The organism is Streptomyces sp. NPDC091281 (genome assembly GCF_044757425.1).
Classification (GTDB): domain Bacteria; phylum Actinomycetota; class Actinomycetes; order Streptomycetales; family Streptomycetaceae; genus Streptomyces.
This window is the reverse complement of record NZ_JBIVUY010000025.1, coordinates 1-14,171: the sequence shown is the minus strand read 5'-3', so window position 1 is coordinate 14,171 and position 14,171 is coordinate 1. Positions and strand designations below refer to the sequence as shown.

General features: G+C 73.8%; 17 protein-coding genes. 9 read left to right on the top strand and 8 right to left on the bottom strand.

All coding sequences use genetic code 11. The features are described from left to right. The first annotated feature begins 112 nt into the window (after positions 1–112). Positions 113–1,219 carry a GDSL-type esterase/lipase family protein gene (locus ACIQPQ_RS37510; RefSeq protein ID WP_401313420.1) on the top strand — a complete coding sequence of 369 codons (1,107 nt, stop codon included), beginning with the start codon at positions 113–115 and terminating at the stop codon, positions 1,217–1,219. Positions 1,220–1,274: 55 nt separating this feature from the next. Here ACIQPQ_RS37510 and ACIQPQ_RS37505 read toward each other — a convergent pair whose 3' ends face one another. The 3 genes from ACIQPQ_RS37505 to ACIQPQ_RS37495 are packed head-to-tail and all read right to left on the bottom strand — an operon-like array spanning position 1,275 to position 3,293. Beyond that, entirely contained in the window at positions 1,275–2,240 is a 966-nt protein-coding gene (locus ACIQPQ_RS37505) for a pirin family protein (protein ID WP_401313417.1), read from the bottom strand. 17 nt (positions 2,241–2,257) lie between these two features. Beyond that, positions 2,258–2,749, bottom strand: coding sequence for a hypothetical protein (locus ACIQPQ_RS37500; RefSeq protein WP_401313414.1), 492 nt, complete (start codon positions 2,747–2,749; stop codon positions 2,258–2,260). Position 2,750: 1 nt separating this feature from the next. Then, positions 2,751–3,293 (bottom strand): ATP-binding protein, encoded by a 543-nt coding sequence (locus ACIQPQ_RS37495; protein WP_401313411.1) that lies wholly within the window; start codon positions 3,291–3,293, stop codon positions 2,751–2,753. Positions 3,294–3,481: 188 nt separating this feature from the next. Between ACIQPQ_RS37495 and ACIQPQ_RS37490 the strand changes: the two genes are divergently transcribed. Together ACIQPQ_RS37490 and ACIQPQ_RS37485 are read left to right on the top strand one after the other, a co-directional pair. Next, a complete protein-coding gene (locus ACIQPQ_RS37490) occupies positions 3,482–3,712 on the top strand; it encodes a DUF397 domain-containing protein (protein ID WP_383778658.1) in 231 nt (76 codons plus the stop codon). Between the two features lie 187 nt (positions 3,713–3,899). Continuing rightward, positions 3,900–4,820 (top strand): helix-turn-helix domain-containing protein, encoded by a 921-nt coding sequence (locus ACIQPQ_RS37485; protein ID WP_401313408.1) that lies wholly within the window; start codon positions 3,900–3,902, stop codon positions 4,818–4,820. A gap of 204 nt (positions 4,821–5,024) precedes the next feature. On the opposite strand, the gene ACIQPQ_RS37480 is transcribed toward ACIQPQ_RS37485, so the two are convergent. Next, positions 5,025–5,843: an SAM-dependent methyltransferase gene (locus ACIQPQ_RS37480; protein WP_383778728.1), complete on the bottom strand. Its 819-nt coding sequence runs from the start codon at positions 5,841–5,843 to the stop codon at positions 5,025–5,027. Between the two features lie 399 nt (positions 5,844–6,242). Between ACIQPQ_RS37480 and ACIQPQ_RS37475 the strand changes: the two genes are divergently transcribed. The 5 genes from ACIQPQ_RS37475 to ACIQPQ_RS37455 all read left to right on the top strand — a co-directional run bounded on the left by ACIQPQ_RS37475 (position 6,243) and on the right by ACIQPQ_RS37455 (position 9,957). Continuing rightward, positions 6,243–6,719: a hypothetical protein gene (locus tag ACIQPQ_RS37475; protein WP_383778726.1), complete on the top strand. Its 477-nt coding sequence runs from the start codon at positions 6,243–6,245 to the stop codon at positions 6,717–6,719. Positions 6,720–6,835: 116 nt separating this feature from the next. Beyond that, complete coding sequence (locus ACIQPQ_RS37470; protein WP_401313406.1) at positions 6,836–7,549, top strand: hypothetical protein; 714 nt, start codon at positions 6,836–6,838, stop codon at positions 7,547–7,549. A gap of 160 nt (positions 7,550–7,709) precedes the next feature. Next, entirely contained in the window at positions 7,710–8,453 is a 744-nt protein-coding gene (locus tag ACIQPQ_RS37465; protein ID WP_401313403.1) for a transcriptional regulator, read from the top strand. Further along, the gene (locus tag ACIQPQ_RS37460; RefSeq protein ID WP_401313401.1) at positions 8,450–9,427 is read left to right on the top strand and encodes a pyridoxal-phosphate dependent enzyme; all 978 of its coding nucleotides are present in this window, start codon (positions 8,450–8,452) and stop codon (positions 9,425–9,427) included. Before ACIQPQ_RS37465 ends, ACIQPQ_RS37460 begins: the two co-directional genes overlap by 4 nt. A 164-nt stretch (positions 9,428–9,591) precedes the next feature. Beyond that, positions 9,592–9,957: a cupin domain-containing protein gene (locus ACIQPQ_RS37455; protein ID WP_383778649.1), complete on the top strand. Its 366-nt coding sequence runs from the start codon at positions 9,592–9,594 to the stop codon at positions 9,955–9,957. A 27-nt stretch (positions 9,958–9,984) separates the two neighbouring features. Here the strand turns inward: ACIQPQ_RS37455 and ACIQPQ_RS37450 are convergent, their stop codons facing one another. Beyond that, the gene (locus ACIQPQ_RS37450) at positions 9,985–11,289 is read right to left on the bottom strand and encodes a VWA domain-containing protein (RefSeq protein WP_401313397.1); all 1,305 of its coding nucleotides are present in this window, start codon (positions 11,287–11,289) and stop codon (positions 9,985–9,987) included. Positions 11,290–11,444: 155 nt separating this feature from the next. After that, on the bottom strand, positions 11,445–12,314 hold the full coding sequence (locus tag ACIQPQ_RS37445) for an AAA family ATPase (RefSeq protein ID WP_401313395.1): 870 nt from the start codon (positions 12,312–12,314) through the stop codon (positions 11,445–11,447). 129 nt (positions 12,315–12,443) lie between these two features. Here ACIQPQ_RS37445 and ACIQPQ_RS37440 point away from each other — a divergent pair, with 129 nt between their 5' ends. Beyond that, positions 12,444–13,019, top strand: a complete 576-nt coding sequence (locus tag ACIQPQ_RS37440; protein ID WP_401313392.1) for a hypothetical protein — start codon at positions 12,444–12,446, stop codon at positions 13,017–13,019. Here ACIQPQ_RS37440 and ACIQPQ_RS37435 read toward each other — a convergent pair. Continuing rightward, on the bottom strand, positions 13,010–13,777 hold the full coding sequence (locus ACIQPQ_RS37435) for a lactate utilization protein C (protein ID WP_401313389.1): 768 nt from the start codon (positions 13,775–13,777) through the stop codon (positions 13,010–13,012). The two genes, ACIQPQ_RS37440 and ACIQPQ_RS37435, sit on opposite strands and share 10 nt — an antisense overlap. Then, positions 13,774–14,171: lactate utilisation protein LutB domain-containing protein (locus ACIQPQ_RS37430; protein WP_401313386.1), on the bottom strand; the 398-nt coding region annotated here is incomplete at its 5' end. The genes ACIQPQ_RS37430 and ACIQPQ_RS37435, both read right to left, overlap by 4 nt.

Sequence of the window (14,171 nt, the reverse complement as noted above, 5' to 3'; positions counted from 1 at the left end):
CGGATCAACGTGCTGTTCGCGATGCTCCGCGACGGCACCTTCTACGAACCCCGAACCCCACGCCTCGCTTGACGAAAGACATAGAGGCACCCCCCCACGTCCTGGAGGCGCCATGCGCATCAGACGACCCCTGGCGGCCCTGGCCGTCCGTGCCGCCCTGCCCGTCCTTCTCTCCGCGCTGGCGGCGCTGGTCCTGCCCGCCACCACGGCCCACGCCGAGTCGAACGGCGGGGTCCGCATCATGCCGCTGGGCGACTCCATCACCGACGGCTTCAACGTGCCCGGCGGCTACCGGGCCGACCTCTGGCAGTACCTGGCGGCCGACGGTCACCGCGACGACTTCGTCGGCTCGCAGTCCAACGGGCCCGCCCGGCTGGGCGACCACGACCACGAGGGCCACTCCGGCTGGCGCATCGAGCAGATCGACGCCCGTGCCGCCGAGTGGGTGCGCGCCACGTCACCGCGCACGATCCTGCTGCACATCGGCACCAACGACATGGTCCAGAACTTCGACCCCGCGGGAGCGCCCGCGCGGCTGCGCACCCTGGTCGAGCACCTCACCGCCGCCGCGCCCGGCGCCGACGTGTTCGTCTCCGACCTCGTCCCGCTGGCCGACCCGGCGGGCGCCGCACGCGTGCAGCGGTTCAACGCCGCGGTCCCCGGCGTGGTCTCCGGCCTCGCGGCCGAGGGGCGTCGCGTGCACTTCGTACCGATGGCCGGCGCGCTGACCCCGGCCGATCTCGCCGACGGTGTGCATCCGACGGCGGGCGGCTACGCGAAGATGGCCGCGCGCTGGTACGCGGCCCTGGTCTCCTCCCCGGTGACGCGCTGGGAGGCCGAGAACCCGGCCTACGCGACGCTGAACCACGGCCGGATCATCGACCACCCGGCGGCGTCCGGCGGTCGGAAGGCCGGGTACATCGACTACGCCGACAGCTACCTGGAGTACCGGATCGACGCTCCCTACACCGGCGGCTACCGCATGTACGTCCGTGCGGGCAACGGGATGGGCACCGACTGCGGACACCGGCTGACCGTCAACGGCGCGGCGCGCGACGTCACTTACCCCTCGCTCGGCTGGGACGAGTGGACGCTGACCGGCGTCGACGTGACGTTGCGGCAGGGCGCCAACACCCTGCGGTTCGCCAAGGGCGACTGCTACGCGGAGATCGATTCCGTCGACTTCGCCACCCTCGGCGCACCCGCGCCCTGGATCTGACGGAACGTCACCATCCGTGTGAGGCGGGGAGGCCGTGTTCCGGTGGCCTCTCCGCTCAGCGCACCCGTCCGCGGGGCTTCAGCGGTGTCGGCGGCAGGTCGGGGGCGGGCAGGGGAGCGCCGTCGTAGCCCTTCACCTGGCCGAAGCGGGTGCCGGTCGTCCAGTCCGCGCGGGCCTGTTCGATCTCGGCCTGGGTGCGGGCGACAAAGTTCCACCACATGATCAGCTCCTCCTCGAACGGTTCGCCGCCGAGGAGCATGAGGCCCGCGTCGGAGGCGGCGCGCAGGGGGAGTTCGGTGCGGCCGCAGCCGAGGTAGAGCATCGAGCCGGGCAGGACGGGGACGCCGTCGACGTGGGCCTCGCCGGACATGGACAGCACGCCGTACTCGAAGTCGGGGTCGAGGGGGAGGCGGACGTCGGCGCCGCGGGTCAGGGCGAGGTCGGCGCCGACGAGCGGGGAGTACGTGGTGCCGGGGGAGCGGCTGCCGTCGAGGGTGCCGAGGATGACGGTGGCGGTGAGGCCGGGCGCGGTGACGGTGGGCAGGTCGGCGTGGTGCTCGAAGTGCGGTTCGGTGTGGCGGTGCGCGTCGGGCAGGGCGACCCAGAGCTGCGCGCCGTGCAGGAGGCGGGCGTGCGGGCGGGGGCTCTCCTCGGAGTGGCTGATCGCCCGCCCGGACGTCATCAGGCCCAGTTCCCGGGGGCGGATCGTCCGGAGGCTGCCGGTGGAGTCGCGGTGCAGCACCTCGCCGTCGTGGAGCCAGCTGACGGTCTGGAGGCCGATGTGCGGGTGGGGCGGGACCTGCATGCCGGGTTCGTCGGCGATGTCGTCGGGGCCGTAGTGGTCGACGAAGGCCCAGGCGCCGATCATGCGGCGGCCGAGGTTGGGCAGCAGTCGGCGTACCTCGGTGGACTCGCCGAGCCGGACGTGCCGGGGGCTCAGCAGTTCCCGTACGGGCTCGGCGACGACGAATCCGCGTCCGCCGCACACGCTGGGCACGGGCGAGCGGTCAAGGTTGCTCATGGCGACAACCTAGCGGCTCACCGCTCGGTGAGGGTGTCGGCGAGTTCCCTGCTCGCCCGGACGAGTTCACGGTCCGGTTCGTCGAGGAGGTGGCGCAGGACGCCCCGCTGGGCGTGCACGGCGTGCCGGGCGTCGCGTTCCCACTCCACGTACCGTTCGCGGCGGCGCAGGAGTTTGGGGTAGGCCTCGGCGGTGGTCTCCCACTGGCGGGCGTCGGCGATGCTCTTCAGCAGATGCAGTATCTCGACGCGGCAGGTGACCTGCGGCAGCCGGACCAGTTCCCAGAGGAACGGCACGGTGGCGGCGGTGGCCTGGCCCACCACGAACCCGTACTGGCAGATGCGCTGCCGGAGTTGGCCCAGTGCGGGGCCCGCGGTGTCGGCGTCGCCGACGGCGACGGTGGTGAGCAGGTCGGGTATGGCTTCGGCGGAGCCGGTGGAGTCCGTGATCTCGGGCCACGGCACGTGGCCCAGGTCCTCCAGCGGGGTGGAACGGTCGGTGGCAGTCATCTCAGGTGGTGGGGCGGGTCGGCAGCATGGCCCAGACGGTCTTGCCCACGGGGACGCGCCGGGTCCAGCCCCAGTGGTGCGAGAGGGCTTCGACGAGGTGCAGTCCGCGGCCGAAGTCCAGCAGGCTGTCCGCTGCATGCGGAGGTACGGGCAGGGTGTCGCTCGGGTCGGTCACGGCGCACATCAGCAGTGAACGGCGCAGGCTGAGGCGGAGCCGGGCGCCGGGCACGGGGGAGGGCGCGCAGAGGCGGTGCCGTGTCGACGGGAGGGACGGCGGAAGCGGGGACGGTGCGGAAGGGGAGCCGGGTGCGGGGTGGGCCGCGTGCGGGGAGTGCGCCGGGCGGGGCGCGTGCTGGGTCGGACGGGGTGGGTGCGCCAGGCGCGCCGGGTCCGACAGGGCGTGCAGCACCGCGTTGGAGGTCAGTTCGCCGACCACCGTCAGCGCGTCGTCGGTGCAGTGCGCCAGCCCCCACGCGTCGAGCGTGCGCTGGGTGAACTCCCGCGCCTCGGCGAAGCCTTCCCGGCTGTTCCTGAGGGGGAGCACGACCGTCCGGGACGGGACGTCGACGGGCGGGGGGCTCCGGAATCGCGCAGGTGATGACATGGCATCTCCCTGAGGCAGCGTCAGAACGGTTTCGGTGAAGTGCGGTTGACGGCACGGCTATTATCCACGCTGACGATGTCCTCGTGCAATTTCACGGGAAATTGCGCGTACTCAGCGAGGAGAGTGCAGTGTCGTCAGTACCGAACGGAACGCGCGCGAGCGCGCTGGGTGTCCAGTGGATCAAGAGCAGCCACAGCAACGCCGAGGGCAACTGTGTCGAGGTGGCCGCCCTGGACGGGGGAGGGGTCGCCGTGCGCAACTCCCGTGACCCCGAGGGTCCGGCGCTCGTCTACACGCCCGCGGAGATGGCGGCGTTCGTCGCCGGGGCCAAGGGAGGGGAGTTCGACCACCTGCTGTAGCCCCTCCCCTCCGGTCTCTCGCGGATTGCGGGCTCCTGCGGTCGCGGGAGGCCGACGCGTGGCCGGTGCGGCCGGTCGCCGGGGCGGGGCAGCGAGCAACTCCCTTGCCCCGTGCGGCCGGAGGTGTTCGGGTGCGATAATCGCGGGAACTGTGAAGGCACAGTCCGCCGGTCCACGGGGAGTCAGGATGTCCGCCGAGTCACCTCGCGTCTCCCGCCTCGAACCGTATCTGAACCGCCCGGAGCCCGCGCCGACCTTGCTGAAAATGCTGGTCGGCGTGCAGCTCGCCGGGATGCGTGAGGACGCCGGGCTCGCCCAGGAACAGGCCGCGCGCCGGCTCGGGTTCAGCCCGGCCAAGCTGTCGCGGATCGAGGCGGGCAAGGGGCGCCGCCCGCCCACCGAGAACGACGTCCGCGCGCTGCTGGCGCTGTACGGCGCCGAGGAGTACGAGGCGTCGGTCCTGCTCCAACTGCTCCGACAGGCCGGGGAGCCCGGCTGGTGGCAGCGCTACGACAAGCGGCTGATGCCCGAGTGGTTCGACCGGCTGGTGGGCCTCCAGGAGGCGGCCACCGCCATCCGCACCTTCGAGATCCAGTACGTGCCGGGCCTGTTGCAGGTGCCCGCGTACACCCGTGCCGTCGTCGAGCGGGGCCTGCCGTCGGCGCCCGCCCGGGAGATCGAGCGCCGGGTGGAGCTGCGGACGCGGCGCACCCAGTTGCTGGCGCGGCCCGACGCCCCGCGGTTGTGGGCCGTCGTCGACGAGTCGGTGCTGCTGCGCGTCCTCGGCGGCCCCGGGGTGATGCGGGACCAGCTCGCGCACCTGGTCGAGATGGCCGCGCTGCCCCATGTCACGGTCCAGGTCGTGCCGTTGGACGTCACCCACGCCTCCGCGCCCGGCATACCGGTCACCTATCTCCGCTTCGGCGGCTCGGATCTGCCCGACGTGGTGTACCTGGAGCAGATCAGGAGCGCGCAGTTCCTGGAGGACCGGGACGAGACGGAGGAGTACCGGGTCACGCTGGACCGGCTGGCCGACGAGGCGCTCAACCCCCGTGAGTCCCTGGCCCGGTTGAGGGACACCATGGAGAGCCGCTACCCCGCTCCCTGACCGGACGTACGCCCGCTCCTGAATCCCGTTCCGTGGCCGGATCTCGCCCGGTGATCCCGTGCGTCCGCCGCGTCGTGTGCCCGCGGACGCGTGCGGTCGGGGCGGGGGCGGGTGAGGTGGTGCGCGGTGGAAGTCGGGGACCGGTCACCGGCCGAACCGGGGCGCGCGCCCCGGTCGGGCTCCTGCGGGCGGGGCCGGTCGACGTCAGGGCAGGCGGGCCACTCCGCCGAACTCGATCCACTCCGTGGTGAGTTGGCGCGGTGCCACCTCCGTGTCCGGCCGCCAGGTGGAGACCTCCACGAGCCCCGGTTCCAGGATCTCCGTGCCCTCGAACAGCGCCCGGACGTCCGCCTCCTGGCGCACCCGCCCCCAGTGGCCCTGCGTGGCCTGGTCCATGAACCCGGTCACGAAGTCCCGTACCTCCTGGTCCTCGCTGACGAGCTGACACATCACCAGGAAGCTGCCCGGAGCGAGGTGTTCGACGACGCGGCGGACCACGGCGGCCGGTCCGTCGGTGTCACTGTCCGGGATGCAGTGGAAGACCGAGTTGAACAGCACGGCCACCGGCTCGGAGAAGTCGATCAGCCGCCGCGTGTCGGGGTGGCCGAAGATGGCGTCGGTCTCCCGGAGGTCGGCGTGGATGACCGTGGTGCGCTCGTCCTGCTCCAGCAGGGCCCGGCCGTGGACCAGGACCATCGGGTCGTTGTCGACGTAGACGACACGCGCGGTCGGGTCGATGCCCTGCGCGACCTGGTGCACGTTGTCCTGCGTGGGCAGGCCGGACCCGTGGTCGAGGTACTGCCGGACACCGTGCTCCCGCGTCAGCGTCCTCACCACCCGCTGGAGGAAGCGCCGGTTGTTCAGCGCGAGGGCGCGGGTGCTGGGGACGACCTTGTCCAGTTCCTCGCAGGCCGCCCGGTCCGCCGCGTAGTTGTCCTTGCCGCCCAGATAGTGGTCGTACATGCGGGCGGCCGTGGGCACCGTGGCGTCGATGGACGTGGACAGCTGCTTGCCAGGCTGCATCTCTTCCCCCAGGTCCGGGCCCGCGCCGAGGGCTGACGCGGTGGGCAACCCATCCTAGGTAAAGGCCAATTGACGTTGCCACCCTTGGACCGGCCTCGGCGGCGGGCGCGTGGGGAGGAGCGGGGCCGGCAGGTCCGGTGCGACGGGTGAGGCCCCCGGAACCGGTGGTGTCACTCCGCGGCGGACCATCACTCCGCGGTGGCCGGAAAGCAGCGGTGCGCGTGGGCGGCAGCGTTCCGGCGGCGGGCCCCCATCCGTGCGTTCGCCGGACTGCCCCAGCCGCCGCGCGTTACCGTACGAGCACACAATGTCGCTCACGGTGACTTCAGGAGGAACCCGGTGCAGCCCTCACCCTGCGACCCGCAGTACGCCCCCGCCGGTGACGTGGGAACCGCGTTGATGGCGATCGACTCCCGGCTGCGCTCCATCTACGGCAACAACACCGAGTCCGACCCCGAACACGCCCAGCTGATCGAGCAGTTCACCGCCTCGCTCGGCCCGGCCGAGGTCGAGGACCTGGTGGACGGCGCCTGCACCCTCGTCTACATGTTCATGCAGTGGCTGCGGGCCGCCTACGACCACCACGACAAGGACGTCATCGAGTACGTGCTGCCGGGATTCGTGGCCTCGTTGCGCATGATGCCGAAGAGCGTGCCCGCCGAGGCCGTCCCCACCATGGCGGGCCTCGTCGTCGCCGCGGGCACCGGACTGAGCCCCACCCTGTGGCGCAAGCAGTACGGCGACTGGACCGGCGAGGAGATGAACCCGCTCGAAGCGACGGCCCTCCTCCTCGCGGAACACATCAACCGCCTCACCGACGACCGCGACTTCGCCACCCGCCTCATCGCCGAGGCGCTGGGCGCGGACCAGGACTGACCGGCCCACCGTCCCCCCGGCCGACCGCCGCACCGTCCCCCGGCCCGGGTGTCGGTGGCGGGTGATGGGATACGGAGAGCCCGAACCCCCGGGCGCCCGACGAGGGGGACGCTCCGATGTCCATGCACGAGATCGAGGACCTGGTCGCGGACTCCGTCCGCCTGCTCGACACCCACGCCGCCCCCGGCGACCCGGGCGTCCGGGACCGGTTCGCCGCGCTGTACGCCTTCCAGAGCGGCTACGACTGCTCGTTCACCCACTTCCGCGTCATGGACGCCCTGCTGCGTCGCCGCCACACCTACCGTTTCCCGCTCGACCGCCACCCCGACCACGCCGAGCGGTCCGCCTTCTTCGACGCGCTGACCGGGTTCACCGGCCTGCGGACCTTCGACGAGGAGGCCCCCGACTTCGACGGCTACGACTCCTGGCTCCAGGACGGCTACGTCGACCCGCCGTATCTCTACTGCGACGCCGGAACCGACCTGTGGCGGCGCATGGTCGACGCCGGGGAGCTGACCGGCCCCGACGCCGTCCCGCCGCGCCGCGTCCCCCTCGTCGACGTGGTCCGCGACGTCGCCCTCGCCGCCGAGAAGGAGGGGGACACCGACCTCGTCGCCCTCTGGTTCGCGTTCGGCTGCGAGACCCTCGTCGGCGGCCCCGTGGGCTGTCCGTACGACGTCGAGGAACTTGCCGAGCTGCCCGCCGTACGGGAACTGCGCGCCGTCGTCCGTCGCACCGGGGCGCTGGACGCCGCGCGCCGGTCGCCCTACGCCGCCCCGCTGGAGTTCGCCGCCGACCAGGACCTCGAACGCTGGTGGTGGACGCTCTGAGCCCACGGGCGCGGGCGTGGTCCGTCCGCGCCGCCGCCGATCCCCGTGACCGGCCGTTGCCGCCCCCCGAGCCGTCCTCGCTTTGGACGGTCTGTCCAAGCGCTGGATTTATCGTCTAACCTGGAGATGGCGGTGAAGCGAGCGGTGGGGAGACGTGCGGATGGCGGGCGACGAGCGGCTCGACAGTGAGCGGGACGCGATCCTGCGGGCGCTGCGGCCCGTCGTGGACGGGATCGCGGCGACCTTCGGGCCGGTCTGCGAGGTCGTGCTGCACGACTACCGGCGGCCCGAACGGTCCGTCGTGGCCGTCGCGGGCACGGTGACCGGCCGCAGCGTCGGCGGGGCCATGAGCGAGATCGGGCTGCGCGCCCTCGCCCGCGGCGACCGCGCCGCCGACGAGCTGAACTACCTCACCCGCACCGCCGCCGGACAGCTCGTGAAGTCGTCGACGATGCTGCTCCGCGACGCGTCCGGCTCGGTGTTCGGCGCCCTCTGCGTCAACGTCGACGTCACCGAGGTCGACCGGGTCCGCGCCCTGCTCACCGCCCTCGGCGGCGGCCCGGCCCCGGAACCGGACCCGGGGAGCGCCCCGGCCCGCCCCGCCGCCGAGCCGCCCGTGACGACCTTCGGCGACGACATCGACACCGTGCTCGACGCCCTCCTCGACGCGCACCTGCCCGGCCGGAACCGGCCCGGCCAGGACTGGGCCGGACTCGACCGGCCCCGGCGCCTGGCACTGTTCCGCGCCCTCGACGAGCGGGGCGTGTTCGCCGTCCGCCGCTCCGTCGAACAGGTCGCCGCCCGCCTCGGCATCTCCCGCGCCTCCGCCTACAGCTATCTGTCCCAGGCCCGGACCGGCCCCGACGGCCGCCCGGACGACACCCCTCAGGGAGCCCACCCGTGACGACCGCACCCCCGCCGATCACCCTCGACGACGTCCGCGCCGCCGCCGCCCGGCTGCACGGCATCGCCCACCGCACCCCCGTCCTGCGCTCGCGGACCCTGGACGCCCTCGTCGGCGCCGAGACCCTGCTGAAGTGCGAGAACTTCCAGCGGATCGGCGCCTTCAAGTTCCGCGGCGCCTACCACGCGGCCTCCCGCCTCACCCCGGAGCAGCGCGCCCGCGGCATCGCCGCCTACTCGTCCGGCAACCACGCCCAGGCCGTCGCCCTCGCCGCCCGCGAACTCGGCACCAGCGCCGTGATCGTCATGCCCGAGGACACCCCCCGCTCCAAGCGCGCGGCCACCGAGGCACTCGGCGCCGAGATCGTGACGTACGACCGCTACACCGGCGACCGTGCCGCGATCGCCGAAGCCCTGGCCGCCGCACGCGGACTGACCCTGATCCCGCCCTACGAGCACCCCGACGTGATCGCGGGCCAGGGCACCGCCGCGCTGGAACTCCTGGAGGACGAGGGGGAGGTGGGGGCGCTGGTGGTGCCGGTGGGCGGCGGCGGGCTGATCGCGGGCAGCGCGACCGCCGCCAAGGGCCTCCACCCGGGAATCCGCGTCGTCGGCGTCGAGCCCGAGGCCGGGGACGACACCCGGCGCTCGCTCGCCGAGGGCCGGCGGGTCACCGTGCCGATGCCGAGGACCATCGCCGACGGGCAGGCCATCGACACCCCCGGCGAGCTGACGTTCTCGGTGAACCGGCGGCTCGTCGACGCGATCGCCCTCGTCACCGACGACGAGATCCGCGCCGCGATGCGGTTCGCCTTCGAACGGCTGAAGATCGTGATCGAGCCGAGCGGCGCCACCCCGCTGGCCGCCCTCCTCGCGGGCCACGTCCCCGATCTCCCGGACCGCGTCGGCGTCATCCTCTCCGGCGGGAACATCGACACCGACCGCTTCGCCCGGCTCTGCGCCGACGGCGACTGAACCGCCCCGGCGGGCCCGCACCCACCGGGTTCACCCGAATGGCGGCGCCCGGGGTGCGGGCGGACGATGGACGTGGGGTGCGGCCGCCGCCGGTGACGTCCAGGGCCGCCGGGGGACCGGCCCCGGGCCGCGCGCGGACGCGGCCGGAAGGGAGGAGGAGCGTCATGCTGGAAGTGAAGACGCTCGACAAGCCCGACGAGCGGCGCGATTTCCCCCGCGGCCACCTCGAAGCCGTCCACATGACCGGCCTCGACTTCGCCGTGGCGACCTTCGAACCCGGCTGGCGCTGGTCGGAGTCGGTCGGCCCGATCGTCGGGACCGACAGCTGCATGGTCCACCACAACGGCTTCATGGTGCAGGGCCGCATGCGCATCCGCATGGACGACGGCGGCGAGAGCGAGATGGGACCGGGCGACGCCTTCGTCTGCTCCCCCGGACACGACGCCTGGGTCGTCGGCGACGAACAGGTCGTCGTCTACGACTTCGCCGGACAGATGGCCACCGACTACGCCCGCCCCAAGGACGCCTGACAGGCCATCAGCGCGTGCCTCCGGTCCTCAGACCGGCAGCAGCCGTCCGACCAGTTCACCCAACTGCCGTGCGGTGCGGCACTCGTGCATCCCGGCCACCGCCGCGTACTCCGGTGCCGCCGAGTCGCCCGTGCCCCACTGCGCGCGCGGCTCCGGATTGAGCCAGTGCACCCGCCGTGCCCGCCCCGCGATCTCCCCCAGGGCGGGCAGGTTCGGGTCGGCCATGTTCGTCCGGGCGTCCCCCAGCACGAACACCGTCGTCCGGGGGCCGACCGCGGCGCCGTACCGCTCCGCGAACTCGCCCAGCGCGGCCCCGTAGTCGCTGCTGTCGTGCCAGGCCGTAAGCGACGCCTCGGCACGAATCCGGGACCCGAGCCCCGCCGGGTCCGCCGCCCCGCGCCGCAGCAGACCGGTCACCTCGTCGACCCGGTTGACGAACGCGAACACCCGCACCTTCGAGAACTGGTCGTGCAACGCCTGCACCAGCAGCATCGTGAAGTCGGAGAACCCCGCCACCGAGCCCGACACGTCGCACAGCAGCACCAGTTCGGGCCGGGCCGGACGCCGACGGCGCAGCACGGGCCGCATCGGCACCCCGCCCGTCGACAGCGAACCGCGCAGCGTGCGCCGCAGATCGATCGCGCCCCGCGAGGCCCGGCGCCGCCGCGCCGCCAGCCGGGTCGCCAGCTTGCGCGCCAACGGCTGCACCGTACGCCGCAGTTCGGCCAGCCGGTCCTTCCCCGCGTACAGGAAGTCCACCCGGTCCGCCGTCCGGGCCACCGCACGGCGGGCGATCTCGTCCCGGCCCCGCCGCTCCGCCACCCGGCGCCGCGCCTCCACGGCCACCAGCGCCCGGAAGGCGTCCACCCGCCGCCGCACCTCGTCCTCCAGCAGCCGCCCCGTGAACCCGGCACCCCCGCCCCGCTCCCGCAGGTCGTCCCGGACCCGCGCCACCAGCGTCTGCGGCCGCAGCCGTTCCAGCGTCTGGTACGCCGACCAGCCGTCCGAACCCGGTGAACTCCCGTAGCCGCCGAAGCCGTCGACGGCCTCGATCGCCAACCGGGCCAGCGCCGCCCGGTCGTCGTCGGCGAGCGCGGCGGCCAACCGGTCACGCAGCGCCGCCCGCCCGTCGCCCCCGGCCGCCGCCGACGGGCCCGGAGCGCCGACCGCGTGCGGGAAGTACAGGTCGAACACGGCGTCGAACACGGCCCGTTGGCCGGGGGAGTGCAGCAGCGTCGCGGCCAGCCCCTCCCGCAGCACCCGCCGGTCCGCGAAGCCCAGCACCGCCGCCGCACCGGCCGCGTCCACCGTCTCACCCGTGCCGATCCGCACCCCGTGCGCCCGCAACGCCGCCACCAGCCCGGTCAGCCGCGCACCGACCGCACCGTCCCCCGCACCCGCACCGTCCCCCGCACCCGCACCGTCCCCCGCACCCGCACCGGGCCCGGCAGCTCCGCCGGGCCCGCTTCCGGCGCCGCCCCCGCCCGTCATCCGGCGTCCAGGCCCAGGCTCACGTCCAGCTTCGCGGCGGCCTTCAGCACGTCCTCCTGGTGCTTGAGGATCACCCCGAGCGTCTCCCGCACCAGCGTCTCGTCGAGGGTGTCCGCGCCGAGCGCGAGCAGGGTGCGCGCCCAGTCGACCGTCTCCGCGACCGACGGCGCCTTGCGCAGGTCCATCGCCCGCAGCGCGGCCACCACCCGGACCACCGACGCGGCCAGCGCCTCGTCCACCTCCGGCACCTTCAGCCGGACGATCCGCCGCTCCAATTCCTCCTCGGGGAAGCCGATGTGCAGGAACAGACAGCGGCGGCGCAGCGCCTCCGACAGCTCACGGGTCGCGTTCGAGGTGAGGACCGTGAACGGGCGCCGGGTCGCGGTGATCGTGCCCAGCTCCGGCACCGTGACCTGGAAGTCGCCCAGCACCTCCAGCAGCAGCCCCTCCACCTCCACGTCGGCCTTGTCGGTCTCGTCGACCAGCAGCACCGTCGGCTCGTCGCCCCGGATCGCCGTCAACAGGGGGCGCGGCAGCAGGAACTCCTCGCTGAAGATGTCCGTACGGGCCTCGTCCCACGTCTCGCCCCGGCCCGCGCTGATCCGCAGCAACTGCTTGGCGTGGTTCCACTCGTACAGCGCGCGGGACTCGTCGACGCCCTCGTAGCACTGGAGGCGGACCAGGCGGGCGCCCGCGACCCGGGCGACCGCCTTCGCGAGTTCCGTCTTGCCGACCCCGGCCGGGCCCTCCACCAGCAGCGGCTTGCCGAGCCGGGCGGCGAGGAAGACCGTCGTGGCGACGGCGGGCGAGGCGAGGTAACCCGCCTCCGCGAGGCGGGTGGAGACGTCGTCGACGGACGTGAACAACGGGGCCTCCGGCGGTCGGGTGCGGTGCGGTGCGAGATCCCGCACTATCTAAGCGCTTGTTCACCCGACTGTCACCCGCCGCGCACCACCCCACCGGCCGATGTCAGTGGCCCCCGCTAGCTTTCCCCCATGGGCGTCTATTTGGTGAGCATCGACCGGCGGCAATGGTTCGGCGAGGAGGAGGGCGGGCAGGCGGCTGTCGCCGCCGCGCTGGACGGCGTGCTGCGCGGGCGCGGCCTCCCGCCGTTCGAACCGTCCGCCTCCGAGGACCCGCCCGGCTGGTTCGAGGAGAAGATGGCCCCGCCCATGACCGGGTTCGACGCGCTCTGCCGCGCCCACCTCACGCCGCCCGAGCAGGACGCGCTGCTCGGCTGGACGACCCTCGTGCCGCTCTCGCTGGACACCCCGGTCACCCTGCCCCTCGGCTCGGCCTACGACGACGAGACCGTGATCGCGGGTGCGCCCCAGGCCCTCGCCGCGGCCCGGCGACTGGCCGGAGCGATCGGCCTGCCCCTGGACGCGATACCGGCGACCGGCGGCAACCTCGGCCTCACCCTGTGGTTCCTGGAGGGCGACGCGCGCCGCACCGCGCCCACCCGCCCCGGCCCCTGGACGGACGACCTGGACACCGCGTTCTACGTCGCCGTGCACCTCCGCGCCGCCGAGTACTCCCTGCGGCACGGCCGCCCGATGACCTACAGCTGAACCGACGCCGACGGCCCCGCCGCCTCCTCCGCGGGGGCCTCGGCCGGGGGACCGACGAGGATCACCTCCAGCACGCGCGGCCCGTGCACCCCCTCCACCCGGTCCAGCTCGATGTCGCTGGTCGCCGACGGGCCGGAGATCCAGGTCGACGGGCGGACCGGGTCCAGCCGTTCGAGGGCCAGCGGCACCGACGCGACGACCTGGTCGGGCACCCGCACGACACACACGTGGTGGTCGGGGATCAGGGTGATCCGGCGCCGCCCCTGGTCGGGGCCGCCGTCCAGCACGAGCGTGCCCGTCTCGGCCACCGCCAGCGCGCAGGCCGTCACCACGCTGTCCACCCGGTCGAGCGCGTACGGGCTGCTGCCGGGGTCGTCGGGCACCCGCTCGGCGCCCGTCTCCGCCAGCCACGCGGGGTCCAGACCGGGCGGCACCAGGACGGTCCGCGCACCGCGCGCCGCCAGCGTCGCGGCGACCGTCGCCGCTAGACCGTCGGGCGTACAGCGGTGCACGACCGCCCGGTAGTCCGCCAGGTTCTCCGCCAGCAGGTCCACGGTCTCCGCGGCACTCCGCTCCCCGTGCTCGCGCAGATAGTCCCGAGAGACCTCCGCCGCGTACGCCTTCTCGTACGCGCCCCGGTCCGACTCCCCGGACGACGACCCGTCCGGCGCCTCTCCGTACGACGGTGTGTCGCGCGGTACGTCGGCCAGGGCGCGGCGGACCCGGCCGAGGACGCGTTCCCTGCTGCTCCCGCTCACGCCGTACCTCCCTCGGTGCCGCTGTTCGTGCGCTGCCACCAGTCCCGGAACGGCTCGGGGGGCGGCTCGGGCAGGTCCCGGGCGGCCGTCCACGCCCGGCCGGGCCCCGGCAGGGTGCGGGGCCGCAACCGCCGGGCGCGGGACGCCAGCCGCTGCCCGGCGCGCAGGACACCGGGCCGGCCGAACGCCCACCCCGCCGCGCGCATCGCCGCCCGCTCCGCGGCGTGCCCCTTCGCGGGCCGCAGGACGACCTTGCTGCCGTCGCGCGTCGCGGGCCCGCCCTCGACCACCCGCTCCCTGAGGTGGACGAGGATGTCGGGGATGTCGATGGCGACGGGGCAGACGTCGTAGCAGGCGCCGCAGAGGGTGGAGGCGTAGGGGAGGGAGGCGTCGA

Coding starts and splice junctions, on each gene's coding strand:
- ACIQPQ_RS37510 (WP_401313420.1), top strand. CDS start 113: ATGCGCATCAGACGACCCCTGGCGGCCCTGGCCGTCCGTGCCGCCCTG.
- ACIQPQ_RS37505 (WP_401313417.1), bottom strand. CDS start 2,240: ATGAGCAACCTTGACCGCTCGCCCGTGCCCAGCGTGTGCGGCGGACGC.
- ACIQPQ_RS37500 (WP_401313414.1), bottom strand. CDS start 2,749: ATGACTGCCACCGACCGTTCCACCCCGCTGGAGGACCTGGGCCACGTG.
- ACIQPQ_RS37485 (WP_401313408.1), top strand. CDS start 3,900: ATGTCCGCCGAGTCACCTCGCGTCTCCCGCCTCGAACCGTATCTGAAC.
- ACIQPQ_RS37480 (WP_383778728.1), bottom strand. CDS start 5,843: ATGCAGCCTGGCAAGCAGCTGTCCACGTCCATCGACGCCACGGTGCCC.
- ACIQPQ_RS37475 (WP_383778726.1), top strand. CDS start 6,243: ATGGCGATCGACTCCCGGCTGCGCTCCATCTACGGCAACAACACCGAG.
- ACIQPQ_RS37470 (WP_401313406.1), top strand. CDS start 6,836: ATGTCCATGCACGAGATCGAGGACCTGGTCGCGGACTCCGTCCGCCTG.
- ACIQPQ_RS37465 (WP_401313403.1), top strand. CDS start 7,710: ATGGCGGGCGACGAGCGGCTCGACAGTGAGCGGGACGCGATCCTGCGG.
- ACIQPQ_RS37455 (WP_383778649.1), top strand. CDS start 9,592: ATGCTGGAAGTGAAGACGCTCGACAAGCCCGACGAGCGGCGCGATTTC.
- ACIQPQ_RS37440 (WP_401313392.1), top strand. CDS start 12,444: ATGGGCGTCTATTTGGTGAGCATCGACCGGCGGCAATGGTTCGGCGAG.